We start from the raw sequence: 25793 nt of genomic DNA, 5'->3' as shown, positions 1-25793 counted from the left end.
AGCGTCGCCCCGGTGAACACCGGGATAGCAAGGCCATGATGCTGGGCGGGAGTCGCTTGCGGCCCCGTCTTCGTCGGGGCAGCGCTCCAAGTCGACTTATCCCCGCGGGAAACCGCCAGCACGCGCTACCGCGACGAGAAGTGGATCAGGACGCGGCGGTCGGGCAGCATCATCGCAAAGCCGGAGGAGTACAGGTTCGATGCGAACGGCTTGCCGTCGGATACCGACCGGTTGAAGACATACTCTCCGCCCCGTTTGTACCCGACGAGATCGACATCGGCCAGCAGCCAGCCGGGCGGCGCGTCAACCGTGACCGGCTGCGTCGCCGGGGTCGCCGCCAGCGCGCGGGTGATCGTGGCGGCATCGGCTTCCGAATAGCGGACCACCGCCCATAACGCCCGGTCGGTCGGGCCGAAGCCGTCGTCCTTGCCGATGGGGTCGAGCGACCAGCGCGCCTCGATCGGCACGGGTTGCAGCGTCACCAGCTTTTGCAACGTCGCGACGTCGTTCCGCACGTCTTCGACCATATCTGCCTTGCTCCTCGAACAGCCGGGCGAACCCGCCATGACCAGTGCCCCGATCGCGAGCATCCGCGCCAGTCGCTTCACAACCGGTTCCGGATGCGACGGTTGTCGCCGGGTTGCCGCTGACGCAGCCAGGGCTGCATCAAAACCTCGAACGACGATGCGGGCGCGCCGGCCCAGGTCACGTGCCGGGTCAGGGTCGCGACATTCATATATTGTTTCGCCAGCCCGGTGATTTCGAACACGCCGTTCTCGTCGTCGGGGATGCCGGTCGCGATGTCGGCGGCGCCGGGATTGAAATTATACCGGTCCTCGGCATGGACGATCAGCGTCAGCGCGAAACGCGGGGCGCTCGATTCCTTGCTCCGCTGCACCGTCACGTCGCCGCTGATCCAGATGACATGGGCGCCGATCGCCTTTTGCCAGTTCTCGGTCGCAGGATAGGGGAAGGGGCCGGTCTTTCCGGCACCGCAGGGGATCGCGCCGCCGGTGAAATTGAAGCTGCCGTTGCCGGACGGCACCGCGCTGCCATGCAGTTCATAGGCGGCGGCCATCGCCTCGAGGATCGCGGACTGGAGCGTGGCCTTTCCCGACGGATCGCCCGCGACATAGCGTTCGTAGCTGAACGTGCGTGCGGCCCCTCGACCGGTCAGGAAATGCCGATAGGCGGCCAGCGCGTCGGGAATATTGTTCTTGGGCGCATAGGGCACGCCCTGCACCGCCTCCGCCAGTTCCAGCCGCCCTTTCCATTTGCGATAGCCCTGGCGGTCCGCCGCGGTCGGCTGGCGCGGGCGGAACTGGTCGAGAAAGCCGTTGTCGTGACGGATTTCGGGTCGGCGCGGCGGTCCGACGAAATACCGGGCGTGCGTCATGGTCCGCTTCTCCTGATCGCATCGTCGAGTATCGCGTCGGTCCTCAGGCAAAACAAGCCCGGCGCGGTGCGCTTCACCCCCGGTACAGCGCGTCCAGCCGCTCGCCATACACGTCCTTCAACACGTGCCGGCGGATCTTCAGGCTGGGGGTGAGCTGCTGGTTCTCGATGGTGAAGGGTTCGTCGGCGATGATGAAGCGGCGGATGCGTTCGGTGACCGACAGGTCCTTGTTCACCCGTTCCACCGCCGCGCCCAGCGCCGCGCGATAATCGCTGTCTTCCCGCAGCTTCGCGAAGTCGCAGCGCGCGCCGCCCTTGGCACAGAATTGCTGGGTCCATTCGGCATCGGGCACGATCACCGCGACCATATACGGCCGGCGGTCGCCCGCGATCATCGCCTGCGCGATCTCGTTCTGGAGGGTCAGCATCCCCTCCACCTTCTGCGGGGCAACGTTGTCGCCCTTGTCGTTGACGATGATGTCCTTCTTGCGATCGGTGATGCGGATACGGCCCTTCGCATCGATCTCGCCGATGTCGCCGGTGTGCAGCCACCCGTCCTTCAGCACGCGGGCGGTTTCCGCCTCGTTGCGCCAATAGCCGTGCATGACCAGCTCGCCACGCACCAGGATTTCGCCGTCCTCGGCGATGCGGACCTCGGTATCGGGCAGCGGCGGGCCGACCGTGTCCATCTTGATGCCGGCGGCGGGGCGGTTGCACGAGATGACCGGCGCGGCCTCGGTCTGGCCATAGCCCTGCAGGAAGGTGAGGCCGAGCGACTGGAAGAATGCGCCGACCTCGGGCGTCAGCGGCGCGCCGCCCGACACCATCGCCTTCAACCGGCCGCCGAAGCGCTTGCCGACCTTGGGTTTCAGCAGCGTGTCGACCAGCAGCTTGGTGGGGCGGTCGAGCAGCGTCGGGCCGTCGGGCTTGCCACCGATCGCGACCGCCCGGTCGAGCAGCCAGGACGACACGCGGCCCTGTTTCTGCACCGCCTTGGTGATCCGCGTCCGCAGTACCTCGAACAGGCGGGGGACGACGACCATGATCGTCGGGCGCACCTCCTCGATATTGCTCGCCAGCTTGTCGAGGCCTTCGCTGTAATAGATTTGCCCGCCCAGCCCGATCGGGAAATGTTGCCCGCCGGTATGTTCATAGGCGTGGCTGAGCGGCAGGAACGACAGGAACACCTCGTCCTCCCAGCCGAAATCCTCCGAGATCACGGTGCAGCAGCCATTGACGTTGTGCAGGATCGCGCCGTGATGCTGCATCACGCCGCGCGGCGACCCGCCGGTGCCCGAGGTATAGATGATGCAGGCAAGGTCCTCGCGGTTGAAATCGGCCCCGGCCGCGACGGTCGCCGGGTCGGCGGGGTGCTTCGCGATCAGCTCGTGCCAGTCGTGGAACTCCAGGCTCCCCTGCTGCGCGGTGCGCATCGGTTCGATCGTGATGATCTTTTCCGACGACTGGGTGGTGCGCAGTGCCGCGGGCAGGACGGTGCGCGCCAGCTTCTCGGTCGACACGATGATCGCACAGGCGCCCGAATTCTCGATGATATGGCCATGGTCGCGCACGGTGTTGGTGACATAGGTCGGCACCGTCACGCACCCCGCCGCCATGATGGCGAGGTCCGAGATGCACCATTCGGGCCGGTTCTCGCTGACCAGCATCACGCGGTCGCCGCGTTTCAGCCCGATGGCCTTCAGCGCGGTGGCGAGGCTTGCGACCTGTCGTGCGGCATCGGCCCAGCTGATCGATTCCCATGCGCCGCGCTTCTTGCTCCACAGGAACGGCGCATCGCCACGCTCGGCGGCGCGCGCGAAGAACATCGCGACCAGATTGGGGAATCGTTCCAGTTGCCGAGCCATCGCTTATCCTTCTCCTGGTCCAGAGGTGTAGGCAGGCAGAACCGCAACGGCAACGTCCGAGAGCGGGTGACGGGGGCGACGCTCTTGGATAGACAGGGCGCCATGAAGATGTTCGCCACCACCATCGCCGCGCTCGCCACCGTCACGCTGGGGGGCTGCAACGTCCTCTCGTTCGGCAAGAAGGAGGTCGCGACCCCCGCGACACAGGCGCCGCCGACCGCCCCGACCGCTGCGGCGTCACAGGCGCAGAAGTTCGTGGTTTCGGCCAATCCGATCGCCAGCGAGGCGGGGATGGCGGTGCTGCGTCGCGGCGGCAGCGCGGTCGACGCGGCGATCGCGGTGCAGGCGATGCTGTCGCTGGTCGAACCGCAGAGTTCCGGGCTGGGGGGCGGGGCGTTCCTCACCTATTTCAATGCGAAGACCGGCAAGGTCGAAATCTATGACGGACGCGAGGTCGCACCGGCGGGTGCCACGCCGACGATGCTGCTCGGCAGCGACGGTCAGCCGCTGCCGTTCGCGCAGGCGGTGATGAGCGGTCGGGCGACCGGCGTGCCCGGCGCGGTCAGGATGCTGGGGCAGGCCCATGCCGACCATGGCACGCTCGCCTGGGACCAGCTGTTCGACGATGCCGAACAGGTCGCGCGCAAGGGCTTCGTGATCCCGCCGCGTCTTGGCCGGTTCCTCGGCGGACAGTCGCCGCAGTTGCAGGCCGAAGACGTGCGCCGCTATTTCAAGGGCAAGGGCGGCGCGCTCGCGACCACCGGTGACCGGATCAAGAATGGCGATTACGCCGATTTCCTGCGCCGTCTGGCGAAGCAGGGACCGGATGCGCTCTATACCGGCAAGACCGCCGAGCGGATCGTCGCGAAGACGACCGGTGGCAGCCTGCCCGGCACGATGACGCTCGCCGACCTTGCCGCCTATCGCGCGGTGAAGCGCGATCCGTTGTGCGGCAACTGGCGCGCGTACATCGTCTGCACGCCGCCGCCGCCGTCGAGCGGGGTCGGCCTGCTCGAACTGCTCGCGATCCTCGGCCGCACCGACATCGACAAGCGGGGGCCGAACGACCCGCAAAGCTGGTATCTCTTCGCCGAAGCCAGCCGGCTGATGTATGCCGACCGCGACCTGTATGTCGGTGATCCGAAGTTCGTGAACGTGCCGGTCGCAGGACTTCTGGCGCCGGCCTATATCGCCGAGCGGGCGAAGCTGATCGGCGTGACCGCGGGGCCGGCGCCGGCGGCAGGCGTGCCGGCAGGCGTGGTGACGGCGGCGGCGGACACGACGCGCGAACCGGCGGGGACGTCGCACTTCATCGTCGGCGATGCGCAGGGCAATGTCGTGTCGATGACGACGACGGTCGAAAGCTTCTTCGGCACCGGGCGGATGGTCGACGGCTTCTTCCTCAACAACCAGATGACCGACTTCGCCTTCTCGCCGCGCGATGCGCAGGGGCGGGCGTCGGCCAATGCGGTGGCGCCGGGCAAGCGCCCCCGCTCGTCGATGACGCCGCTGGTGATGATCGACCGGCAGGGGAAGTTCGCGGGGGCGCTGGGGTCGGCGGGGGGCAATGCGATCCTCGCCTATGTCGGCAAGTCGCTGGTCGGCGCGGTCGAATGGAAGCTGCCGATGCAGCAGGCGCTGGCGCTCCCCAACCTCGTCGCGCGCGGCAGCAGTTTTCAGGGAGAGGTGACGAAGTTCTCGCCCGAAATCCTGAGTGCGCTGGCGGCCAAGGGCGTGCGGTTGCAGCCGGGGCAGGGCGAGGATTCGGGCCTGCACGGGGTCATCGTGCGTGACGGCAGGATCGATGGCGGCTTCGATCCGCGGCGCGAGGGCAAGGTGATCGTGGAGTAGAACTGGTTCGTCACCCAGCGCAGGCTGGGGTCTCCTTGTCAGGGAACGCGCGCCTCGCCGCAGGAGACCCCAGCTTGCGCTGGGGTGACGGACGTGCGGTTGGTTACCCCTTCCGCCGCACCTTCGCGAAATGCTCGGCCCGTTCCAGCAGCAGGGTCAGGTCCTCCCGCGCGATGTCATACGCATCGGGCGTCTCCGCCAATGCCGCGTCGATGTCGGCGGGCAGGACGCCGCCCGGCTCCACCGCCGCCTGGATCGCAGCGGGCGTGGCCGGCTCGTGCGGATAGGTGAGCGCGGTCATCCGGTGGTAGAAGATGCCGATCGACACCAGCGCGATCGAATTGATCCCGACCGGCGCGAAGGCAAAGGCATAGCCGGCGTCATGGATGCCGGCGCTGCCGATCACCGCCGTCAGCGCCGCCGCGCCGCCCGGCGGATGCAGGCAGCGGCATAGCGACATGACGAGGATCGCGATGCCGACCGCCACACCGGCGGCGATAGTCACGTTCGGGATCGCCTGAAACACCGCCACGCCGACCAGCGTCGACAGGATGTTGCCGCCGACCACGGGCCAGGGTTGCGCCAGCGGACTGGCCGGCACCGCGAACACCAGCACGGCCGACGCCCCCAACGGTGCGACGATGATCGGCAGGTCGCGGCCCAGCCACGGGAACTGCGCACAGACCGCCATGGTCAGCGCGATGCCGATCGCCGCCCCGATACCCGCGACCACCCGCCGGGCGAACCCGGCATTGGCGAGCAACGGGCGGAACAGCCGGGTCACAGCCCCGCGACGATCCGCCGCGCGAGGCCGGGTCCTTCATAGACCATCGCGCTGTAGAGCTGGACGAGGCTGGCCCCTGCATCCAGCCGCCGCCGCGCCTCGCCCGCCGATCCGATGCCGCCCGCCGAAATCAGCGGGATCGCGCCATCGGCGATCTCGCGCGCCTCGACCAGCTTGGCGAGGGCGAGGGGGGCGAGTGGCGCCCCTGACAGGCCGCCGGTCTCCCCCGCATTCGCCGAGCGCAGCGTGGCCGGCCGCGAGATGGTGGTGTTCGACACGATCAGCGCATCGACCCCGCCATCGATTGCCGCGCGGATGGCGACCTCCAGCCCCTCACGCGACAGGTCGGGCGCGACCTTAAGGAACAGCGGTACGCGCTTTGCCCCCACATGGCGCGCGGCGTCGCTGGCGGCGATCAGCTGGCCCAGTTCGGGCTGCGATTGCAGGTCGCGCAGGCCCGGCGTGTTGGGGCTGGAGATGTTGATCGTCACGTAATCGGCCAATGGCGCAGCCTTGGCGACCGCCGTGGCGTAATCGGCGATACGGTCGGTCGAATCCTTGTTGGCGCCGACGTTGATGCCAATGATGCCGGGGCGGGGCGTGAGCGCGGCCACCCGCGCCAGTGCCGCGTCGATCCCGCCATTGTTGAACCCCAGCCGGTTCACCACGCCCTTGTCCTCGAGCAGACGGAAGATGCGGGGCTTGGGATTGCCCGGCTGCGGCTTGGGGGTCAGCGTGCCCACCTCGACGAACCCGAAGCCCAAGCCGAGGAACCCGGCGACCGCGCGCGCATCCTTGTCGACCCCCGCCGCCAGCCCGACTGGATTGGGAAAATGGATGCCCGCCACCGTCACCGTGTGCCTGCTGTCGGTCTTGGGCGCGAGCGGTGCGCCGGCCTTCCCCCATGCCTCCAGCATGGCGATCGTCAGCGAATGCGCGCGTTCGGCGTCGAGGGCGAAGAGGAGCGGGTGATACCAGGCCATGTCGGCCGCTGTATCGCCGGAGCGCGGCCGAACCAATCCCCGACCCGACAATCGATCACAGCAATCGGAACAAACTCGGTTGACCTATGCCCCGCGCGCGACCACATGCCAATCCGACCGGAACGATCCGATTAAGGAAGCGATGCGCCTTTCCAGCCTTGCCGACTATGCCGTCGTCCTGCTCGCCGCCACCGCGCGGCGGGGCGGGGACGCGCGCGTCACGGCGACCGCGCTGGCGGAGGAAACCGGCCTGCCGCTGCCGACCGTGCAGAAGCTGGTCAGTCGGCTGTCCGCCGCGTCGCTGATCGAAACCGGGCGCGGCAGCGGCGGCGGCTTCCGCCTTGCCCGCGGCCCCCACGCGATCGACCTTGCCCAGATCATCGAGGCGATCGAGGGGCCGATCGCGCTCACCACCTGCGTCGATGCCGCGCGGCATGACTGCGCGGTTGAGACGAACTGCATGATCCGCCCCCATGCCGGCACGGTCAACGCCGTGGTCCGGGGCGCCTTGGCGGGCGTGACGCTCGCCCAACTCGCGAACACCGGGGCGATGCCCCAAGAGGTAGTGTGATGGCCACCAAGAATGCCGAGGCGCTCGCCGCCGCCAACAAGAAGTACGAGTGGGGTTTCTCCTCGGACATCGAACAGGACTTCGCGCCCAAGGGGCTGAGCGAGGACACGGTTCGCTATATCAGCGCCAAGAAGAACGAGCCGGAATGGATGCTCGACTGGCGGCTGAAGGCGTTCCGCCTGTGGCAGACGATGAAGGCGCCCGACTGGGCCAAGCTGAACCTCGACCCGATCGATTATCAGGACGCCTATTATTACGCCGAGCCGAAGGCGAAGCCGAAACTGGGGTCGCTCGATGAAGTCGATCCCGAGATTCTGCGCGTCTACGAAAAGCTCGGCATCCCGATCGAGGAGCAGAAGGTCCTCGCCGGGGTCGAGGGATCGCGCAAGGTTGCGGTCGACGCGGTGTTCGACAGCGTCTCGGTCGCGACGACCTTCCGCAAGGAACTGGAAGCCGCCGGCGTCATCTTCCGTTCGATCTCCGAGGCGATCCGCGAATATCCAGAGCTAGTCCGCAAGTGGCTGGGCAAGGTCGTGCCGCAGCGCGATAACTTCTTCGCGACGCTGAACAGCGCGGTCTTTTCGGACGGCACCTTTGTCTACATTCCGGAGGGCGTGCGCTGCCCGATGGAGCTGTCGACCTATTTCCGGATCAACGCGGAAAATACCGGCCAGTTCGAACGCACGCTGATCGTTGCCGACAAGGGCAGCTATGTCAGCTACCTCGAAGGCTGCACCGCGCCGATGCGCGACGAGAACCAGCTGCACGCGGCGGTGGTCGAGCTGGTCGCGCTGGACGATGCCGAGATCAAGTACAGCACCGTCCAGAACTGGTATCCCGGCGACGAGAACGGGAAGGGCGGCATCTACAATTTCGTGACCAAGCGTGCGCTGTGTCAGGGCAAGAACTCGAAGGTGTCTTGGACGCAGGTCGAAACCGGTTCGGCGATCACGTGGAAATACCCGTCCTGCGTGCTGGCGGGCGAAAATTCGGTCGGCGAATTCTATTCGGTCGCGGTAACCAACAATCGCCAGCAGGCCGATACCGGCACCAAGATGATCCATCTGGGCAAGGGATCGCGCTCGACCATCGTGTCGAAGGGGATCAGCGCGGGCCGCAGCGACAATACCTATCGCGGGCTGGTGCGCGTCGGCCGCTCGGCAGAGGGCGTGCGCAACTTCACCCAGTGCGACAGCCTGTTGCTCGGCGACCAGTGCGGCGCCCACACCGTGCCCTATATCGAGGTCAAGAATCCCTCGGCGCAGATCGAGCATGAGGCGACCACCTCGAAGATTTCCGAGGACCAGATGTTCTACGCGATGCAGCGCGGGCTGGATTCGGAGGCGGCGGTCGCGCTGATCGTCAATGGCTTCGCGCGCGAAGTGCTGCAACAGCTGCCGATGGAATTCGCGGTTGAGGCGCAGAAGCTGCTCGGCATCAGCCTTGAAGGGTCGGTGGGGTGATCGTGCTGGCCGCCGCCCTGATGACGCAGACGCCGATGCCGGCCGCGACGCCCGAGGAGGAGATCGTCGTGATCGGGCGCAAGCTGCGCAGCGCGAATCTCCATTACACGCTGCGCAAGTCGGCGCTGCGAAGCTGTCGCGCGATGAGCAAGGACGTTGATCCCGTGATCCAGACGGCTGGGTGCGAGGCGATCGGCTGGTGCGCCGACCAGAAGCGTGCTGGGAAGGCCGAGATCGCGGCGTGCGTTGCCGAACGGCGGCCGGCGATCCTCGATCGGGTTGCTGAACTGCGGGTGGCCCAATGATCGCGCTGCTGCTCGCCTTGCAGGCAGTTGCACCTACCGCGCCCTATGCCGATTGTCTGTCGGAACGGATCAACACCGATCCGCGCATGGAAAAGCCGCCGACTGAGGCGGCGGCGCGGGTTGCGATCTTCGATGACGCGGCCAAGGCTTGCGCGCCGGTGCGGGCGAAGGTGGCGAAGGCCCATGCGGCGATGCTCGACAAGATCGACGCGTCGATGAAGGCGGTGCTGACCAACCCGGACGCCGCCGAGGCCGAGTTCGGCACCGAACCGGTCGCGGGCGAGACGCCGTAATACGAGATTTGCGGCCGCGGTCGCACGAACAGGACGGAACATGCTGAACATCGAAAACCTCCACGCCGAAATCGACGGCAAGGAAATCCTCAAGGGCCTGTCGCTCACCGTGAACGCGGGCGAGGTCCATGCGATCATGGGGCCGAACGGCGCGGGCAAGTCGACGCTCGGCTATGTGCTGGGCGGGCGTCCCGGTTACGAGGTGACCGAGGGCAGCGTGACCTTCGCGGGGGAGGATTTGCTGGAGATGGAGGCCGATGCCCGCGCCGCCGCCGGCCTGTTCCTGGGCTTCCAGTATCCAGTCGAAATCCCCGGCGTGTCGAACGTCCAGTTCCTGCGCGAAAGCCTGAACAGCCAGCGCCGCGCGCGTGACGAAAAGCCGCTGTCGGGTGCCGAGTTCCTGAAGCTCGCCCGCGCGCAGGCCGATGGCCTCGGCATGGACATGGACATGCTGAAGCGGCCGGTGAATGTCGGCTTTTCGGGCGGCGAGAAGAAGCGCAACGAAATGGTGCAGATGGGCATCCTCGACCCGAAGCTTGCGATCCTCGATGAAACCGACAGCGGCCTCGACATCGACGCGCTGCGCATCGTCGGCGACGGCATCAACCGCATCATGCGGCGGCCGGACAAGGGCGTGATCCTCATCACCCATTACCAGCGGCTGCTCGACTATGTGCAGCCCGATTTCGTGCATGTGCTGGCCGATGGCCGCATCGTCCGCTCGGGCGGGCCGGAACTGGCGCACGAACTCGAACGCGAAGGCTATGGAGCGGTGGCGGCGTAATGGCGACGCTCCCCTCCAACCGTGACGAGGCGTTCCGCTGGACGGACCTTGCCGCACTGACCGGCGCGGCTGCATCCGCCCGTGGTGAAGCGGCGAATGCCGACGGCTACTGGCTCGACATTGCCGGCCCGCGCATCCTGTTCGTCGACGGTGTCTATGCCGCCGATCGCAGCACGCCGGGTCATGTCGCGCTGTCGCCGCTGACGCTCGATACCGCACATCCGCTGGGCGTGCAGGCATCGGGTGCGGCGGGCTGGTCCATCGACCTGTCGGCGACCGAGATCGCGGACACCGTACAGATCGTTCATGTCGCGACCGGTGCCGAGAACCACGTTCCCGCCCGGTTGACGCTGGACGAGGATGCCGTCGCGTCGGTGGTCGAAACCTATGTCGGCACCGGCTGGACCAACCGCCTGACGCAGATCGATCTCGAACGCGGTGCGCGGCTGATGCGCAGCGTCCGCCTGCTCCAGTCGGACGGCTTCGTATCGATCCGCGACGAAGCGGTGGTGGGCGAGGGTGCGAGCCTCGTGTCGCTATTCCTGGGGGCCGGCGGCATGGGTAGCCGGATCGACGCGCAGCTGACGCTCGATGGCGATAGCGCGTTCGTTGACTATGGCGGCGCGCTGCTGACCCGCGAGGACCAGCGGCAGGAATGTGCCGTCGCCGTCCGCCACGCCGCGCTCAACGGATCGAGCCGCCAGACGTGGCGCGCGGTCGCCGCCGATCGGAGCCAGGCCAGCCTTGCCGCCCGCGTCGAAGTGGCGCGTGGTGCGCAGAAGACCGATGGCGAACAGTCGCTGCGCGGCCTGCTGTTGCAACGGACGGCGACGGTCAACCTGAAGCCCGAACTCGAAATCTTTGCCGACGACGTGAAGTGCGCGCATGGCGCGACGGTCGGTGAACTCGACGCGAAGGCGCTGTTCTACCTGCGCAGCCGCGGTGTGACTGAGGCGCGGGCCAAGGCGCTGCTGACCACGGCCTTCGTCGCGGACGCGCTCGACCGGATCGGGGACGAGACGGTGCGCGAAGCGTTCGCCGCCGATGCCGATGCATGGCTGGAAGCGGCGCTTTGACCAACACCACCCCCCTTGACCGCGTCAGCGACTTCCCGGCGATCCCCGCCGGCTGGTCGTATCTCGACACCGCCGCGACCTCGCAAAAGCCGCAGGCGGTGATCGACGCGATCACCCGCGCCTATGACACGACCTACGCCACGGTGCATCGCGGCGTGTATCAGCGTTCGGCCGACATGACGCTCGCCTATGAAGCGGCACGTCGTCGGGTCGCGTCGTTCATCGGTGCCGGCGCTCCGGAAGAATGCGTGTTCGTGCGCGGCGCGACCGAGGGGATCAACCTGGTCGCGCAAGGGTGGGCCGAGCGTCACCTGAAGGCTGGCGACCGTATCCTGCTGTCGATGCTCGAACACCATTCGAACATCGTGCCGTGGCAGTTGATTGCCGAGCGGATCGGGGCGGCGATCGATGTCGTGCCGCTGACTGAGGACGGCCGCATCGACCTCGATGCGATGGCGGCGATAATCCGGCCCGAGCATAAGCTGGTCGCGCTGGCGCATGTGTCGAACGTGCTGGGATCGGTCCTGGACGGCCGCCGCGCGGCGGACATCGCCCATTCGGTCGGGGCGAAGCTGTTGCTCGACGGGTGCCAGGCGGTGCCGCGCGTGCGTGTGGACGTCGCGGCGCTCGACTGCGATTTCTACGTGCTTTCCGGACACAAGCTGTACGGCCCGACCGGGATCGGCGTCCTGTGGGGGCGACCGGACCTGCTCGACGCGATGCATCCGGTGCAGGGCGGCGGCGCCATGATCGACCGGGTGACGTTCGAACGCACCACCTATGCCCCGCCGCCGGCGCGGTTCGAAGCGGGAACGCCGCATATCGTCGGCGCGCTCGGCCTGCACGCTGCGATCGATTATGTGGACAGCATCGGGCTGGACGCGATCCACGCGCACGAAGCCGCGCTGGTGATCACCACGCGCGAGGCGCTGGGCCGGATCAACTCCGTCCGGCTGCTCGGACCCGACGACTCCGCCGGAATCGTCAGTTTCGTCGTAGAGGGGGTGCATCCGCATGATGTCGGCACCATCTTGGACGAGGAACGCGTCGCGATCCGTGCCGGCCATCATTGCGCACAGCCGCTGATGGACGTGCTGGGCGTCCCCGCCACCGCGCGGGCGAGCTTCGGCGTATATAACGGACCGGCCGATGTCGATGCGCTGGTGCGCGGACTGGAACGGGTGAGCAGGATTTTCGGATGAACGACGAACGCAGCTTTGAGGTCGAGGAAGTCGACGCGGTGACCCCGCCGCCGCGCGCACGGGTGACCGATGCCGACGCACCGCGCCAGCGCGACTATCTGGGCGATTTCCTGGCGCAGAAGCCGGTGCCGGTTTCGACAGGCGAACCGGGCGGCGATGTGTACGAAGCGGTGATCGCCGCGCTGAAGGAAATCTTCGATCCCGAAATCCCGGTCAACATCTATGATCTCGGCCTGATCTACGGTGTCGACGTGGCCGACAACGGCCATGTCGCGGTGACGATGACGCTGACCACGCCGCATTGCCCGGTTGCGGAATCGATGCCGGCCGAGGTCGAACTGCGCGTGTCGGCTGTGCCGGGCGTCTCTACCGCTGACGTCAACCTTGTCTGGGACCCGCCATGGGACCCGCAAAAGATGTCGGACGACGCCAAGCTCGAACTGGGGATGCTGTAATGGCCACGCGCGTTCGTCCCGCCGCGATCATCCTGACCGCCAATGCCGAACGGCGCGTCGCCGACCTGATGGCGAAGGCGCCGGCGGATGCGATCGGTGTCAAGCTGTCGACGCCGCGCCGTGGCTGTTCGGGCCTTGCCTATTCGGTCGATTACGTCACCGCGGCGAATGCGATGGACGAACGGATCGAAACGCCGGGCGGTACCTTCTTCGTCGATGGCGGATCGATCCTGTACCTGATCGGTTCGACGATGGACTGGGTCGAGGACGATTTCACCGCGGGCTTCGTCTTCGCCAATCCGAATGCCAAGGGCGCGTGCGGATGCGGGGAGAGCTTCACGGTCTGATCGTCCCAAGTCGGGGGCAGGGTTGAAGCGTTTTCTATGGTTGCTGGCCGCATGGCCGGGCGCGGCGACGGCGCAGGACGCGCCGGAGATCGTCGTGACCGGGCGCGGGCTGGCCGATGCGCCGGGCGACCGGGTGTATGACATCGTGACGCTGGACCGGGACCGTATTCTGGCATCGGCCAGCGGCCGGGTGGAGAATGTGCTGCGCGATGTCGCCGGCCTCCAGCAATTTCGCCGTTCCGATTCGCGCAGCGCCAATCCGACGTCGCAAGGGATCACGCTGCGCGGCCTTGGCGGCAACGCGTCGAGCCGCGCGCTGCTGCTGCTCGACGGCGTGCCGCAGGCCGATCCGTTCGGCGGCTGGGTCGCCTTTCCGGCCTATGCGACCGACCGGCTCGGTCGAATACGGGTGACGCGCGGCGGCGGTAGCGGCGTGGCCGGACCGGGGGCGTTGGCCGGAACGGTCGAACTCGATAGCGCCGGGCCGGGCGACCTGCCCCCGTTCGCGGCATCGATTGCCGGGGGCAGCCGCGCCTCGCTCGACGCCCGCGGATCGGCCGCACTGGTGCGCAGCGGCGGCTTTGCCATTCTGTCGGGCGCCTATGCGCGCGGCAACGGCTTTGTGTCGATCGTGCGCGGGGATCGCGGCCCCGCCGATCGCGCCGCACCGTTCGAGCAGGCCAGTGCAGCGGCGCGTGCGGTGGTGCAGGTCGCCCCCGCCACCGAACTACAGGCCAATATATCGGGGTTCACCGACCGGCGCGACCGCGGCCTCGACTTCACCGACAATCGCAGCGAAGGCGCAGACGCCAGTGTCCGGCTGGTCGGGCGCGGGCCGTTCGGCTGGTCGCTGCTCGGCTATCTGCAGACCCGCGCCTTTGCCAGCCGGTTCGCCAGTATCGCGGCGGGGCGGGCGTCGACCGCGCTGACCCTCGACCAGTATAATGTGCCTGCGACCGGCATCGGGGGGCAGGCGGAGATCGCTCCGGCCCTCGGCGCTTTGTCGCTGCGGCTGGGGGGCGATGTCCGCGTCGTCACTGGCGAGACACAGGAGCTTTACACCTATGTCGCGGGCAACCCGACGCGGCGGCGGGTCGCGGGTGGGCGGAACACGACCGCCGGCCTGTTCGCCGATGCCAGCGTCACGACCGGCGATGTCGTGCTGAGCGCGGGGGGGCGGATCGATCGCTGGACGATCGGCAAGGGCCGGTTGCAGGAGGCGGCGCTGACCGGTGCGACGCTGACCGACCAACGCTTCGTCGATCGACAGGGCTGGCAGCCGACCGGCCGCGGCGGGGTGGCGTGGACGCCGGCGGACCGGGTGACGCTGCGACTGGCGGGCTATCGCGGGTGGCGCTTGCCGACGCTCAACGAACTGTACCGACCCTTTCGCGTCGGGGCCGATGCCACTGCCGCCGAAGCCACGCTCGCGCCGGAAACCCTGTGGGGCGGGGAGGCCGGGGTGGATCTTCGCCCCGCCGCCGGCCTCCGGTTTGCCGCGACCGCGTTCGCGAACGATCTGCGCGATGCCATTGCCAATGTGACCGTCGCCAACGGGCCGGGCAATTTTCCGGGTGTCGGCTTCGTATCGGCGGCGGGCGTGTATCGCCGACGCGCGAACCTCGATCATGTTCGCGTACGAGGAATCGAGCTGGACGCGTCGGGTCGGCTGGGCGCGGTCGAAGGGCGGCTGTCCTACGCCTATACCGATGCACGGGTACGCGATGGCGGTGCGCTGGACGGGCTGCGTCCGGCGCAGACCCCGGCGCATAATGGATCGGCGACGATCGGCTGGCGGCGCGACCGGTGGCAGGCTTCGGCGACGCTACGCCACGTTGCGGGCCAGTATGAGGACGATGCCAATCTGCGCCGCCTGTCCGCCGCCACGACACTCGATTTGATCGCCACCGTTCCGGCAACCCGCTGGCTGGCATTCGAGGCGCGGGCCGAGAATGTCACCGACACCCGGATCGAAACCGCGATCGGCGGCGATGGCGTGGTGGAGCGCGCTACCCCCCGCACCCTGTGGTTCGGGGTACGGCTGGGCGGCTGACCGACGCGCGGGCAGCCGCTCCGTCCGTCAGGCGCCGGTCTGCGATGCCATGGTGCCGCGTGGTTCGACCATCGACGGTACCGGTCCCGTTGCCGGGCGCAGCGATTCGCGGTCGGCGGCGGCCACCGGAGCAGTCGGATCGGGGCGAAAGGCTTCAGGTGCGCGATCGGTCGGACCGGGCCGTGCCTTGCCCAGTGCCAGGTCGGGCGCGGCATGGCCCTCGCCCGGTTTGCGTCGGGCCAGCAGGACGCCGAACAATCCGACCGCTACGCCGGTTGCGGCAAGCGCGACCGTACGCAGCGTCGATACGCCGGCGGTGCGCGATTTCGGCTTGTGTTTCTTGTGCTTGGCCATGGTCGATCCTTTTGCTGTCGCCGATCCAACGACCGGCGCGCGGACAGGTTCAACCGACGGCTTCGCTCCGCCGGATCGTGGCTGCTTCGCGGATCAGGCGCTGTTCGGTAGTGCGCTCGGCCCGGTCGGCCATTTCGGTCCACGCCTGTTCGGCGCGGCGGCAGCGATCGCGGACATTGTCCAGCGTCGCGGCTTCGGCATTGGCGCGCTCCACGGCGGCGCGGGCGCGATAGGCTTCGGCGGTGTCGGCCAAGAAAACACTCCTGCAAGCAAAAGGGCGGGTGGAGATGCTCCACCCGCCCCTTGGAAATCAGTCGGCGGCGGTCAGGTTGACCGCGCTGACCCGGCCGCGCCGGTCTTCTTCCAGTTCATAACCGACGCGCTGGTTCTGGTTCAGCGTGACCATGCCCGCGCGCTCGACGGCCGAGATGTGGACGAAGGCGTCGGTGCCGCCATTATCGGGGGCGATGAAGCCATAGCCCTTGTCGATGTTGAAGAATTTTACGGTGCCAAGTGTGGCCATCATGCTTCCTTCCGGATGTTGCGGGCGGCGGAGATGCCCGTCACCCGTGCCTTAGGCAGCAGGGAAAGAAGGAACTTGCCGCAAAGCAGGACACCATCGATTTGCGACTGTAGCGCGCCGGATATGGGTATCGGTCCGCCCTCGTACAAGGGGGCGGACCGATCCGTCGTTCCAGCCGTGGCGGGTGGCTTTAGCGGCAGCGGACGTCGCTGTTGCTGCGATCGATCGCCTGACCGCCTGCGGCACCGGCTGCGCCGCCCAAGATCGCGCCCAGCAGGCCCGAACCGCCCGGACGCAGCGCCGTGCCCAGCACGCCACCGGCGATGCCGCCGACAATCAGGCCGGTCGTACCGTCGTTCCGGCGGCAATAATAACGACCGTCCTGTCCGACATAGACCCGGTCGTTCCGCGACAGGCGGCGTTCGCGGTAGCGTCGATCGTCCCGATAATAGCGCGCGGCGTCATAGCCGTTATAGGCGGGATCGGGCCGGTCCCAGTCGTAGCGGCTATAGCCCGCATCGGCATAGCGCGGGCCGCCCATGCCATAATCGGTGCATCCGGAAACCAGGGTAGCAGCGGCGACGAGGCCGAGGGTAAGCGCGCGCATGTCACAGGTCCTTCGCTTGATAGTTCGATCAAGCGGGAATGCCGGGGCGCGATGGATGTTCCGAAATTATACGGGAGGCGTCGGTTCCGCGACGGAATTACCAGCGCCCGCCGGCCGCCTCGATCGCCGCCAGCAGTGCGCGCTTGCTCTCGGTGCGGTTGTCGCCGGCATTGCGCGGAAGTTCCGGATTGCCCAGCGCGGCGCGGCGGCGCGTCAGATCGCGCCCGAAAGCTTCAAGCGACATGACCTGAGGGGCCGGAGCGTAGGGTTGCGATGCCATGTTCGTTCAATGTTTCTTCGCGTATCCGCTTTTCCAGATAATCCATATCCAGATCGGATGAAAGCTCGAACAGGGTTCGAGCCTGTTCCAACATCTCCTGCGCGGTTCCGGATGCATATTGGCCCATCCGATCCGCGATCAAGTCTTCTACCGAAATGATTTCGAAAGCGTCATCGCTCGACAAGAAAAAAACGCGCACCCGATTTCCATCGGCGGCGCCGTCGAGCAGGACGGTATCGACGATCTCGAACCCGAGGCGCAAATCGCGATAAACCCAGCCCCGTGTCGCGACGCCCGCACCACGGGGGCGCTCAAAGCCGGCTTCGATAAAAATTTGTTCGAGCACATCGTCGCGCGCGACCACGATATCGAAATCGCCGGTAGCGACGATACCGCCAGAGTAGATTTCGACCGCCGCCCCGCCCACCAGAACGGGGCGGTCGAATCCCCGTCGCGCCATCTCGGAACTGATCCGGGCCAGCAGTTCCAGACCAGCGACAAATTCAGGCCGCCAGACGCTCACTCCGCCGCCTGCGCCCTCGGAGTAAGCAGGGGCTTCAGATACCGACCGGTGAAGCTACCCTCGACCGAAGCGACCTTCTCCGGCGTGCCCTCGGCAACCAGCTTGCCGCCCTTCACGCCGCCCTCCGGCCCCATGTCCAAAATCCAGTCGGCGGTCTTGATGACGTCGAGGTTGTGCTCGATCACCACCACCGTATTGCCCTGCTCGACCAGCTGGTGCAGCACCTCCAGCAGCTTGCGCACATCCTCGAAATGCAGCCCCGTCGTCGGTTCGTCGAGGATGTAGAGCGTGTTGCCGGTCGCGCGCCGCGCCAGTTCCTTGGCCAGCTTCACCCGCTGCGCCTCGCCGCCCGACAGGGTCGTCGCCTGCTGTCCGACCTTGACGTAACCCAGGCCGACCTCGGCCAGCATCGCCATCTTGTCGCGGATCGGCGGGACCGCCTTGAAGAACTCGACCGCATCCTCGACCGTCATGTCGAGGACGTCGGCGATGCTCATCCCCTTGAACTTCACCTCCAGCGTCTCGCGATTGTAGCGCGCGCCGTGGCACACGTCGCACGTCACATACACGTCGGGCAGGAAGTGCATCTCGATCTTCAGCACGCCGTCGCCCTGACATGCCTCGCACCGGCCGCCCTTCACGTTGAAGCTGAACCGGCCGGGCTTGTAGCCGCGCGCCTGCGCCTCCGGCAGCCCGGCGAACCAGTCGCGAATCTGGGTGAAGGCACCGGTATAGGTCGCCGGGTTCGATCGCGGGGTGCGACCGATCGGCGACTGGTCGATGTCGATCACCTTGTCGAGATGCTGCAGCCCGGTGATCTTGTCATGTTTGCCCTGCACGATCCGCGCGCCGTTCAGCGTACGGGCGGCGGCGGCGTAGAGCGTGTCGATGGTGAAGCTCGACTTGCCCGATCCCGACACGCCGGTGATGCAGGTGAAGGTGCCCAGCGGAATGCTGGCGGTGACCCCGGTCAGGTTGTTGGCGGTGGCGTTATGCACCGTCAGCTTCTTGCCATTGCCCTTGCGTCGCTTGTCCGGCAGCGGCACCGATCGCGTACCGTTCAGATAATCGGCGGTAACCGACCCCTTGGCCTTCAGGATCTGCTTCAGCGTCCCCTTGGCGACGACCTCGCCGCCATGGACGCCCGCGCCCGGCCCCATGTCGATGACGTAATCGGCGGTGCGGATCGCATCCTCGTCATGCTCGACCACCAGCACGGTATTGCCGAGGTCGCGCAGGCGGCGGAGCGTCGCCAGCAGCATGTCGTTGTCACGCTGGTGCAAGCCGATCGACGGTTCGTCCAGCACGTACAGCACCCCCGACAGCCCGCTGCCGATCTGGCTGGCGAGGCGGATACGCTGCGACTCCCCGCCCGACAACGTGCCGCTGGTGCGGTCGAGGTTCAGGTAGTCGAGGCCGACATTGTTGAGGAAGCCCAGCCGTTCGACAATTTCCTTCAGGATCGATTGCGCGATCGCCTTTTGCTGGTCGTTGAAATGCTCCGGCAGCCCCTCGAAAAAGCGTAGCGCGTCGACCACCGACAGATGCGTGGCATAGGCAATGTCTTGCATCGCCACCTTCACCGCCAGCGCTTCCGGCTTCAATCGCGCCCCGTGGCAGGTCTCGCACGGCTGCGATGCCTGGTACTTCGCCAGCTCCTCGCGCATCCACGCGCTCTCGGTCGACAGCATCCGCCGGTTGAGATTGCCCAGCACGCCCTCGAACGGCTTCTTGACGTCATACGCCTTCTTGCCGTCGACGAAGGTCAGCGTCACCGGCTTGCCCGCCGTCCCGTGCAGGATCACTCGCTGCGCTTCTTCCGGCAAATCCTTCCACGCCGCGTCGAGCGAGAAGCCGTATGCCTTCGCAAGACTGCCCAGCACCTGCATGTAATAGGGCGAGGGCGGGTTGGATTTCGCCCACGGCACGACCGCGCCCTTCTTGATCGACAGTTCGTGGTTGGGGACGATCAGGTCCTCGTCGAACTCCAACCGTTCGCCAAGACCGTCGCACGCCGGACACGCCCCCTGCGGCGCGTTGAAGCTGAACAGGCGCGGTTCGATCTCGCTGATCGTGAAGCCGCTGACCGGGCAGGCGAATTTTTCCGAAAAGACGATGCGGTTGTCGGGGATGCCGGCACCCTTCAGCTTGCCGGTCTGTGGCGCGGCTTCGGTCGCGCGGTCGCCCTGTTCGCTCTCCAGCGGCGGATTGCCCGACTGCGCCTGTGCCACGGTCGTATCGACCAGATCGACATAGGCAAGGCCGTCCGCCAGCTTCAGCGCGGTTTCGAAACTCTCCGCCAGACGCGTCGCCGCTTCCGGGTTCACGACCAGGCGATCGACCACGATCTCGATGTCATGCTTGAACTTCTTGTCGAGTGCGGGCGCATCCTCGATCAGATGGACTTCACCGTTCACCCGCACGCGCTGGAAACCGGCCTTCTGCCATTCGGCCAGTTCCTTGCGATACTCGCCCTTGCGCCCGCGCACGACCGGGGCGAGCAGCAGCAGCCGTGTCCCCTCGGGCAGGGCCAGCACCCGGTCGACCATCTGGCTGACCGTCTGCGCGCTGATTGGCAGGCCGGTGGCGGGCGAGAAGGGAACGCCGACCCGCGCCCACAACAGGCGCATATAGTCGTAGATTTCGGTGACCGTCGCGACCGTGGATCGCGGATTGCGGCTCGTCGTCTTCTGCTCGATCGAGATCGCCGGCGACAGCCCCTCGATATGCTCGACATTCGGCTTCTGCATCAGCTCGAGGAACTGCCGCGCATAGGCCGACAGCGACTCGACATAGCGCCGCTGCCCCTCTGCGTAGATGGTGTCGAAGGCGAGGGACGACTTGCCCGAACCCGACAGGCCGGTGATGACCGTCAGCGTGTCGCGCGGGATGTCGATATCGACGCCCTTGAGGTTATGCTCCCGCGCACCGCGGACGGAGATATGGGTCAGGCTCATGCGGTCCGTTCTATCTTCGTTCTTCTGGATTGGCTAGGGCGAGAGATGGGGGTGCCGCCTGCCGGTTTCGAGGGGGCCTTGCCGCGCCACATCAGCGATTGCCGATTGAGGGCGGCCAGATCGGCGTCGCCCGCCAATGCCGCTTCGCCCAGCGTCACCGCCCGCGCCAGCGCGGCCGGATCAGCATGGGCATAGGCCGGACGCCCGGCGACATGATCGTACCACGTGCCGCCGAACGCATGGTCGAGCAGGATGCGCTGAAAACAATGATCCGCCACCACCGGCCAGCCCCGCTCGCGAGCGACGCCCGGCAAGGCGCGCCGGGTCAGGTCGAGCCAGCGCGCCTCCAGCGCCGCACGGTCGGTCATGCCGGCAACCGGACCTGCAGCCGCCGCCAGCGCGCCTCGACGAAGCTGAACGCGCCGAACGCGACGAAGCCGATGCCGATCGCGGTCAGCAGCAATTGCCCGCCCGCCTGCCGCTGCAACAGCGCGAAGCCGCTCGCCATGCCGCCGGCCTCGTCGGCATCCGCCGCCCAGGCCGCGCCGACGAACAGGATCGCGATCGCCGCGAACACCGCCGCCCGCGCGCCATAGCCGATGCGACCCATCGTACAGACATAATCGGGCACCGGTGTGCCGCCCGACAGGGTGCGGGCGAACTCGCCGGTCCACGCCTTTTTCGCCTGTTGCGCCGCCGCGGCGAGCAAGCCGATCGCGACCAGCGCCACCAGCAGCCGGCCGCCCGGCTGGTCGAGCATCCACGCGGTCCAGTCGTGCGCGCTATCCTCGCCACCGATCCGCCCGGTCGCCCGCGCGCTACGGACGGCCAAGCGGGCGGCGGTCCAGGCCAGCACGACATGGGCGATGCCGCTGACCGCGTGGCCGGCGCGGCGGAACGCGCCCTTGGCATCATTCGCCTGCGCTTCCGGGTCGAACATCGCCTCGGTCAGCCGCCACAGCGCATAGCCGGCCAGCCCTGCGGCCATCGCCGCCAGCACCCATTCGCCGAACGGCTCGTCGGCCAAGCTGGCGATCGCACCCTGATTGTCACCCGCCCGGCCGCCACGCAGCGCAGCGTCGATCGCGAACCAGCCGACGATGCAATAGACGACACCGCGCGCAGCGAAGCCGAGGCGGGCAAGAAGCGTGGCGCCGGTGCGCGTCGACATGGGGAAGCAGGCCTTCGAAAATCGTTGCGCCATGCCAACAGCTTGCCCTGCCAAGGGTTCCGGAGATTGCGCGGCGACATGGCCGGTGGCAGTTTCCGGACGAGGGGCAGAACGGGGGAAACACGATGCGGACGATCATGCTGGCGGCGATGCTGGTGGGCCAGGCGGGCGGGGCGGATGCGCCGCTGAAGCCGGTACGGTCGTGGAACATGGAATATGCCGACAGCATGTGCGTGGCTGCCCGCGCCTATGGTGATCCCGCCGCGCCGATCACCATCGCCTTCAAGCCGACACCGTTCGGCGATGTATTGCAGGGCGTCGTCCTCGGCACCAAGAAGCAATTGGGGCGGCAGGCGCGGGTAAAGATCGATCTGCTGGTATCGGGCCGCGAACTGGGCGAACAACAGAGCGGCACGCGGGTGCATTTCCCGAACGAAGACCGCGCGGCCATCACCTTTTATTTCTCACGCGAAGCGTTTGAATCGCTGGTCGGCGCCTCGACGTTCACGGTGCGCGCAGCGGGCAGTCCGACGATTTCCGTTGCGCTGTCGATGGGCAAGCCGGTGCTGGCAGCGCTTCGAACCTGTGAAACCGACCTGCTGCAGCATTTCGGCTATGATCCCGTAAAGATCGCGGCGATCGCCAAGCGGGCAGAGGGAGCAAACGCCGCGCAATGGATCACCAACGACGATTATCCGACGTCGGCATTGAACGGGAACAGACAGGGGGTCAGTTTCATCGGCTGGACCGTTTCGCCCAGTGGCCGGATTTCCGACTGCCGGGTGCTGCGGTCGTCCGGCACGCCCGACCTGGACAAGGCGGCGTGTGAAGCCATTCAGAAACGCGGGCGATACCGCCCGGCGCTGGATGCAGCAGGCAACCCGGTCGAATCCTATTCGACCCGCAACGTCCGCTGGCTGCTTCCGGACTGACGGCCCTCATCCCCGCCCGAACGGCAGCAGCGCCTCATACACCTCCAGCGGCGGCTTGTCCTTTACCGCCACCCCCTGTCGCAGCAGGAAGGCGTGGCGGACGATTTCCGCCTGTTGCTCGATGCCGTACGCCTCGAACGGTTTGCCGGGCACGATGGCGTAGCGATAGGTGCAGAAGGGATGCCGCATCAGCGGCAGCCAGTATCGCCCGCGATGCTGGGTCTGGTGGATGTGCATCATCTCGTGCAGGAACAGCGCGGCCAGGTCGCGCCCGGCGTGCGCGAAATCGTCCCGATACAGCGTGCCGCCCGGATGGAAATGGATGCAGCCGGTCGGCGCCATCGCGACCTGCTTGGGCTGAAAGAACGCCCATTTCGCATTCGCCACCCGCGCCCGCGCGTAATCGATGCTGTCGCCGAACATGGTGCGGGCAAGGTCGGTTTCGGCGGAGGTGAGTGGGCGCTTCATTCGGGTGCGGGATCACCTGCGCCGACCAGCTTCGCGTCGAAGGTCTTCGTGCCGCTATCGAACTGGAACGTGATCGGCATGATGCCACCCGGTTTCAGGTCGGCGGCGACGCCGAAGACCATCATGTGTGCGCTGCCGGGCTTCAGGTACAACGTCGTGTTCGGGGGCACGGGGATTTCGGCGATCGGCTTCATCGACACCGCCTTGTCGTCCATCGTCATGGTGACGTGCAGTTCGATCCGCTCCGCCTTCGGACTAGTCGCACCGCGCAGCATCGCCGAGAATTTGCCGCCCCCGCCGCGGATCGTTGCATAGCCAGCGGCCGGCCGGCCCGGAACGGCGGGCAGGCGGACCCATGCCTGTTCGATCGTAGGCCCGCTCTCCGCCTTGCTTCCGCAGCCGCCCGCCAAAGTTACGGGAAGCAGCCCCGCCAGCATCATCCACCGTGTCTTCATGCCCACGCTCCTGTCCCGATACGGTTCCCTATGCCCCGCATAATCTTGCGGCAAGCCGAACCCTGCCTATATCCGCCCTCGGAATGACCCGGACGGCACTTCCCCGTGCTGCCGGGTCCAGGTTTTACATTCAATCCGGGGGCCAACGAGGGACCATGGCTAAAGTAATCGGTATCGATCTGGGCACGACCAACAGCTGCGTCGCGGTGATGGAGGGCGGCAGCCCCAAGGTCATCGAAAATGCGGAAGGCGCGCGGACCACGCCGTCGATCGTCGCGTTCGCCAAGGATGGCGAGCGTCTGATCGGCCAGCCGGCCAAGCGTCAGGCCGTGACCAACGGCGACAACACGATCTTTGCGGTGAAGCGCTTGATCGGCCGCCGCTTCGACGATCCGGTCACCAAGAAGGATACCGAGCTGGTTCCCTACACCATCGCGCGTGGGCCGAACGGCGATGCGTGGGTGAAGGCGGGCGGCGAGGAATATTCGCCGTCGCAGATCAGCGCCTTCATCCTGCAGAAGATGAAGGAAACGGCGGAGTCGTATCTCGGCGAAACCGTGACGCAGGCGGTCATCACCGTCCCGGCCTACTTCAACGATGCCCAGCGTCAGGCGACCAAGGACGCCGGCAAGATCGCCGGCCTCGAAGTCCTGCGCATCATCAACGAACCGACGGCGGCGGCGCTGGCCTACGGCCTCGACAAGGACAACAACAAGACCATCGCGGTCTATGACCTTGGCGGCGGCACGTTCGACATCTCGGTCCTCGAGATCGGCGACGGCGTGTTCGAGGTGAAGGCGACCAACGGCGACACCTTCCTCGGCGGTGAAGACTTCGACGCCAAGATCGTGCAGTTCCTGGCCGACGAGTTCAAGAAGGTCGAAGGCATCGACCTGACCAAGGACAAGCTGGCGCTCCAGCGCCTGAAGGAAGCCGCCGAAAAGGCCAAGATCGAGCTGTCGTCGGCGCAGACCACCGAAGTGAACCTGCCGTTCATCACGGCGGACGCGACCGGTCCGAAGCACCTCGTCAAGTCGATCACCCGTGCCGACCTCGAACGCCTGGTCGAAGACCTGGTGAAGCGCACGCTCGAGCCGTGCAAGAAGGCGCTGGCCGATGCCGGCGTGCAGGCAAGCGCGATCGATGAAGTCGTACTGGTCGGCGGCATGACCCGGATGCCGCGCGTCCGCGAAGTCGTTAAGCAGTTCTTCGGCAAGGAACCGCACACCGGCGTGAACCCTGACGAGGTCGTGGCGATCGGTGCCGCGATCCAGGCCGGCGTGCTGCAGGGCGACGTGAAGGACGTGCTGCTGCTCGACGTGACCCCGCTGTCGCTGGGTATCGAGACGCTGGGCGGCATCATGACCCGCATGATCGACCGCAACACCACCATCCCGACCAAGAAGTCGCAGGTCTATTCGACCGCCGATGACAATCAGGGTGCGGTGACGATCCGCGTGTTCCAGGGCGAACGCGAAATGGCGAGCGACAACAAGATGCTCGGCCAGTTCGACCTGGTCGGCATCCCGCCGGCACCGCGCGGCGTGCCGCAGATCGAGGTCACGTTCGACATCGACGCCAACGGCATCGTCAACGTGTCGGCGAAGGACAAGGGCACCGGCAAGGAACAGCAGATCCGCATCCAGGCTTCGGGCGGCCTGTCGGACAACGACATCGACCAGATGGTTCGTGACGCCGAACAGTTCGCCGAAGAGGACAAGAAGCGTCGTGCCGGCGCCGAGGCGAAGAACAACGCCGAATCGCTGATCCACACGACCGAACGCCAGCTGGCCGACAATGGCGACAAGGTCGACGCGTCGCTGAAGTCCGAGATCGAAGCCGCGGTCGCCGAGACCAAGGCAGCGGTCGAGAGCGGCGATGCCGATCGCATGACCGAAAAGAGCCAGGCGCTGGCGCAGGTCGCGATGAAGCTCGGCCAGGCGATCTATGAAAAGCAGCAGCAGGCCGAAGCCTCGCCTGCTGCCGATGCCGGCGAAGCGAAGAAGGCCGACGACGATGTGGTCGATGCCGAATTCTCGGAAGTCGACGACAGCCACAAGGCGTAATGACTGCTCCCTCTCCCCGCTGGCGGGGAG

The 25793-nt window shown here is 66.8% G+C and carries 29 protein-coding genes; 13 read left to right on the top strand and 16 right to left on the bottom strand.

What is annotated here, in order from left to right; translation table 11 throughout:
* Positions 1–125: 125 nt before the first annotated feature.
* From QZ755_RS09070 to QZ755_RS09060, 3 genes are all read right to left on the bottom strand, one after another.
* A complete protein-coding gene (locus tag QZ755_RS09070; RefSeq protein WP_294322066.1) occupies positions 126–608 on the bottom strand; it encodes a hypothetical protein in 483 nt (160 codons plus the stop codon).
* The gene (locus tag QZ755_RS09065; protein ID WP_294322065.1) at positions 605–1396 is read right to left on the bottom strand and encodes a hypothetical protein; all 792 of its coding nucleotides are present in this window, start codon (positions 1394–1396) and stop codon (positions 605–607) included. Before QZ755_RS09065 ends, QZ755_RS09070 begins: the two co-directional genes overlap by 4 nt.
* A gap of 73 nt (positions 1397–1469) precedes the next feature.
* The gene (locus tag QZ755_RS09060) at positions 1470–3260 is read right to left on the bottom strand and encodes an AMP-dependent synthetase/ligase (RefSeq protein ID WP_294322063.1); all 1791 of its coding nucleotides are present in this window, start codon (positions 3258–3260) and stop codon (positions 1470–1472) included.
* 102 nt (positions 3261–3362) lie between these two features.
* On the opposite strand from QZ755_RS09060, the gene ggt reads away from it, so the two are divergent.
* On the top strand, positions 3363–5111 hold the full coding sequence (gene ggt / locus QZ755_RS09055; RefSeq protein ID WP_294322061.1) for a gamma-glutamyltransferase: 1749 nt from the start codon (positions 3363–3365) through the stop codon (positions 5109–5111).
* A 103-nt stretch (positions 5112–5214) separates the two neighbouring features.
* On the opposite strand, the gene QZ755_RS09050 is transcribed toward ggt, so the two are convergent.
* Complete coding sequence (locus QZ755_RS09050; protein ID WP_294322060.1) at positions 5215–5895, bottom strand: HPP family protein; 681 nt, start codon at positions 5893–5895, stop codon at positions 5215–5217.
* Positions 5892–6878 carry a quinone-dependent dihydroorotate dehydrogenase gene (locus QZ755_RS09045; protein WP_294322058.1) on the bottom strand — a complete coding sequence of 329 codons (987 nt, stop codon included), beginning with the start codon at positions 6876–6878 and terminating at the stop codon, positions 5892–5894. Before QZ755_RS09045 ends, QZ755_RS09050 begins: the two co-directional genes overlap by 4 nt.
* A gap of 142 nt (positions 6879–7020) precedes the next feature.
* Here QZ755_RS09045 and QZ755_RS09040 point away from each other — a divergent pair, with 142 nt between their 5' ends.
* From QZ755_RS09040 to QZ755_RS08995, 10 genes are read left to right on the top strand one after another with little or no spacing between them, the layout of a single operon-like run.
* Positions 7021–7449 carry an Rrf2 family transcriptional regulator gene (locus tag QZ755_RS09040; protein WP_294322057.1) on the top strand — a complete coding sequence of 143 codons (429 nt, stop codon included), beginning with the start codon at positions 7021–7023 and terminating at the stop codon, positions 7447–7449.
* Entirely contained in the window at positions 7449–8912 is a 1464-nt protein-coding gene (gene sufB, locus QZ755_RS09035) for a Fe-S cluster assembly protein SufB (protein WP_294322055.1), read from the top strand. The genes QZ755_RS09040 and sufB overlap by 1 nt, the downstream gene beginning before the upstream one ends.
* A complete protein-coding gene (locus QZ755_RS09030) occupies positions 8909–9217 on the top strand; it encodes a hypothetical protein (protein ID WP_294322054.1) in 309 nt (102 codons plus the stop codon). The genes sufB and QZ755_RS09030 overlap by 4 nt, the downstream gene beginning before the upstream one ends.
* Positions 9214–9510, top strand: coding sequence for a hypothetical protein (locus QZ755_RS09025; protein ID WP_294322051.1), 297 nt, complete (start codon positions 9214–9216; stop codon positions 9508–9510). The genes QZ755_RS09030 and QZ755_RS09025 overlap by 4 nt, the downstream gene beginning before the upstream one ends.
* Positions 9511–9550: 40 nt before the next feature.
* Complete coding sequence (gene sufC / locus QZ755_RS09020; protein ID WP_294322049.1) at positions 9551–10294, top strand: Fe-S cluster assembly ATPase SufC; 744 nt, start codon at positions 9551–9553, stop codon at positions 10292–10294.
* Positions 10294–11370, top strand: a complete 1077-nt coding sequence (locus QZ755_RS09015; protein WP_294322047.1) for a SufD family Fe-S cluster assembly protein — start codon at positions 10294–10296, stop codon at positions 11368–11370. Before sufC ends, QZ755_RS09015 begins: the two co-directional genes overlap by 1 nt.
* Positions 11349–12572, top strand: a complete 1224-nt coding sequence (locus QZ755_RS09010) for a cysteine desulfurase (protein ID WP_294322046.1) — start codon at positions 11349–11351, stop codon at positions 12570–12572. Before QZ755_RS09015 ends, QZ755_RS09010 begins: the two co-directional genes overlap by 22 nt.
* Positions 12569–13027, top strand: a complete 459-nt coding sequence (locus QZ755_RS09005) for an SUF system Fe-S cluster assembly protein (RefSeq protein ID WP_294322045.1) — start codon at positions 12569–12571, stop codon at positions 13025–13027. The genes QZ755_RS09010 and QZ755_RS09005 overlap by 4 nt, the downstream gene beginning before the upstream one ends.
* Complete coding sequence (locus tag QZ755_RS09000) at positions 13027–13374, top strand: iron-sulfur cluster assembly accessory protein (protein ID WP_294322043.1); 348 nt, start codon at positions 13027–13029, stop codon at positions 13372–13374. The genes QZ755_RS09005 and QZ755_RS09000 overlap by 1 nt, the downstream gene beginning before the upstream one ends.
* 22 nt (positions 13375–13396) lie before the next feature.
* Entirely contained in the window at positions 13397–15427 is a 2031-nt protein-coding gene (locus QZ755_RS08995; protein WP_294322041.1) for a TonB-dependent receptor, read from the top strand.
* Positions 15428–15454: 27 nt separating this feature from the next.
* On the opposite strand, the gene QZ755_RS08990 is transcribed toward QZ755_RS08995, so the two are convergent.
* The 9 genes from QZ755_RS08990 to QZ755_RS08950 all read right to left on the bottom strand — a co-directional run bounded on the left by QZ755_RS08990 (position 15455) and on the right by QZ755_RS08950 (position 21842).
* Positions 15455–15781, bottom strand: coding sequence for a hypothetical protein (locus QZ755_RS08990; protein WP_294322040.1), 327 nt, complete (start codon positions 15779–15781; stop codon positions 15455–15457).
* A 49-nt stretch (positions 15782–15830) separates the two neighbouring features.
* The gene (locus QZ755_RS08985; RefSeq protein WP_055789913.1) at positions 15831–16034 is read right to left on the bottom strand and encodes a hypothetical protein; all 204 of its coding nucleotides are present in this window, start codon (positions 16032–16034) and stop codon (positions 15831–15833) included.
* Positions 16035–16091: 57 nt separating this feature from the next.
* On the bottom strand, positions 16092–16304 hold the full coding sequence (locus tag QZ755_RS08980) for a cold-shock protein (RefSeq protein ID WP_242416964.1): 213 nt from the start codon (positions 16302–16304) through the stop codon (positions 16092–16094).
* Positions 16305–16494: 190 nt separating this feature from the next.
* Positions 16495–16911 (bottom strand): hypothetical protein, encoded by a 417-nt coding sequence (locus tag QZ755_RS08975; protein ID WP_294322036.1) that lies wholly within the window; start codon positions 16909–16911, stop codon positions 16495–16497.
* Positions 16912–17008: 97 nt separating this feature from the next.
* Positions 17009–17155, bottom strand: a complete 147-nt coding sequence (locus QZ755_RS08970) for a hypothetical protein (RefSeq protein ID WP_294322034.1) — start codon at positions 17153–17155, stop codon at positions 17009–17011.
* Entirely contained in the window at positions 17145–17714 is a 570-nt protein-coding gene (locus QZ755_RS08965) for a hypothetical protein (protein ID WP_294322032.1), read from the bottom strand. Before QZ755_RS08965 ends, QZ755_RS08970 begins: the two co-directional genes overlap by 11 nt.
* Positions 17711–20671, bottom strand: coding sequence for an excinuclease ABC subunit UvrA (gene uvrA / locus QZ755_RS08960; RefSeq protein ID WP_294322030.1), 2961 nt, complete (start codon positions 20669–20671; stop codon positions 17711–17713). The genes QZ755_RS08965 and uvrA overlap by 4 nt, the downstream gene beginning before the upstream one ends.
* Positions 20668–21039, bottom strand: a complete 372-nt coding sequence (locus tag QZ755_RS08955; protein WP_294322028.1) for a GCN5-related N-acetyltransferase — start codon at positions 21037–21039, stop codon at positions 20668–20670. The genes uvrA and QZ755_RS08955 overlap by 4 nt, the downstream gene beginning before the upstream one ends.
* Positions 21036–21842, bottom strand: a complete 807-nt coding sequence (locus tag QZ755_RS08950; protein WP_294322026.1) for a DUF1206 domain-containing protein — start codon at positions 21840–21842, stop codon at positions 21036–21038. The genes QZ755_RS08955 and QZ755_RS08950 overlap by 4 nt, the downstream gene beginning before the upstream one ends.
* A gap of 125 nt (positions 21843–21967) precedes the next feature.
* Between QZ755_RS08950 and QZ755_RS08945 the strand changes: the two genes are divergently transcribed.
* The gene (locus tag QZ755_RS08945; protein WP_294322025.1) at positions 21968–22774 is read left to right on the top strand and encodes an energy transducer TonB; all 807 of its coding nucleotides are present in this window, start codon (positions 21968–21970) and stop codon (positions 22772–22774) included.
* 6 nt (positions 22775–22780) lie between these two features.
* Here QZ755_RS08945 and QZ755_RS08940 read toward each other — a convergent pair whose 3' ends face one another.
* Both QZ755_RS08940 and QZ755_RS08935 read right to left on the bottom strand, forming a co-directional pair.
* Positions 22781–23242: a vgr related protein gene (locus tag QZ755_RS08940; protein WP_294322023.1), complete on the bottom strand. Its 462-nt coding sequence runs from the start codon at positions 23240–23242 to the stop codon at positions 22781–22783.
* Positions 23239–23697, bottom strand: a complete 459-nt coding sequence (locus QZ755_RS08935; RefSeq protein WP_294322021.1) for a copper chaperone PCu(A)C — start codon at positions 23695–23697, stop codon at positions 23239–23241. The genes QZ755_RS08940 and QZ755_RS08935 overlap by 4 nt, the downstream gene beginning before the upstream one ends.
* Before the next feature lie 155 nt (positions 23698–23852).
* On the opposite strand from QZ755_RS08935, the gene dnaK reads away from it, so the two are divergent.
* Positions 23853–25763, top strand: a complete 1911-nt coding sequence (dnaK, locus tag QZ755_RS08930; RefSeq protein ID WP_294322018.1) for a molecular chaperone DnaK — start codon at positions 23853–23855, stop codon at positions 25761–25763.
* Positions 25764–25793: the final 30 nt, after the last annotated feature.

It is taken from the genome of uncultured Sphingomonas sp. (assembly GCF_913776855.1).
Taxonomy (GTDB): Bacteria; Pseudomonadota; Alphaproteobacteria; order Sphingomonadales; family Sphingomonadaceae; genus Sphingomonas.
This window is presented reverse-complemented; position numbering and strand designations above follow the sequence as displayed.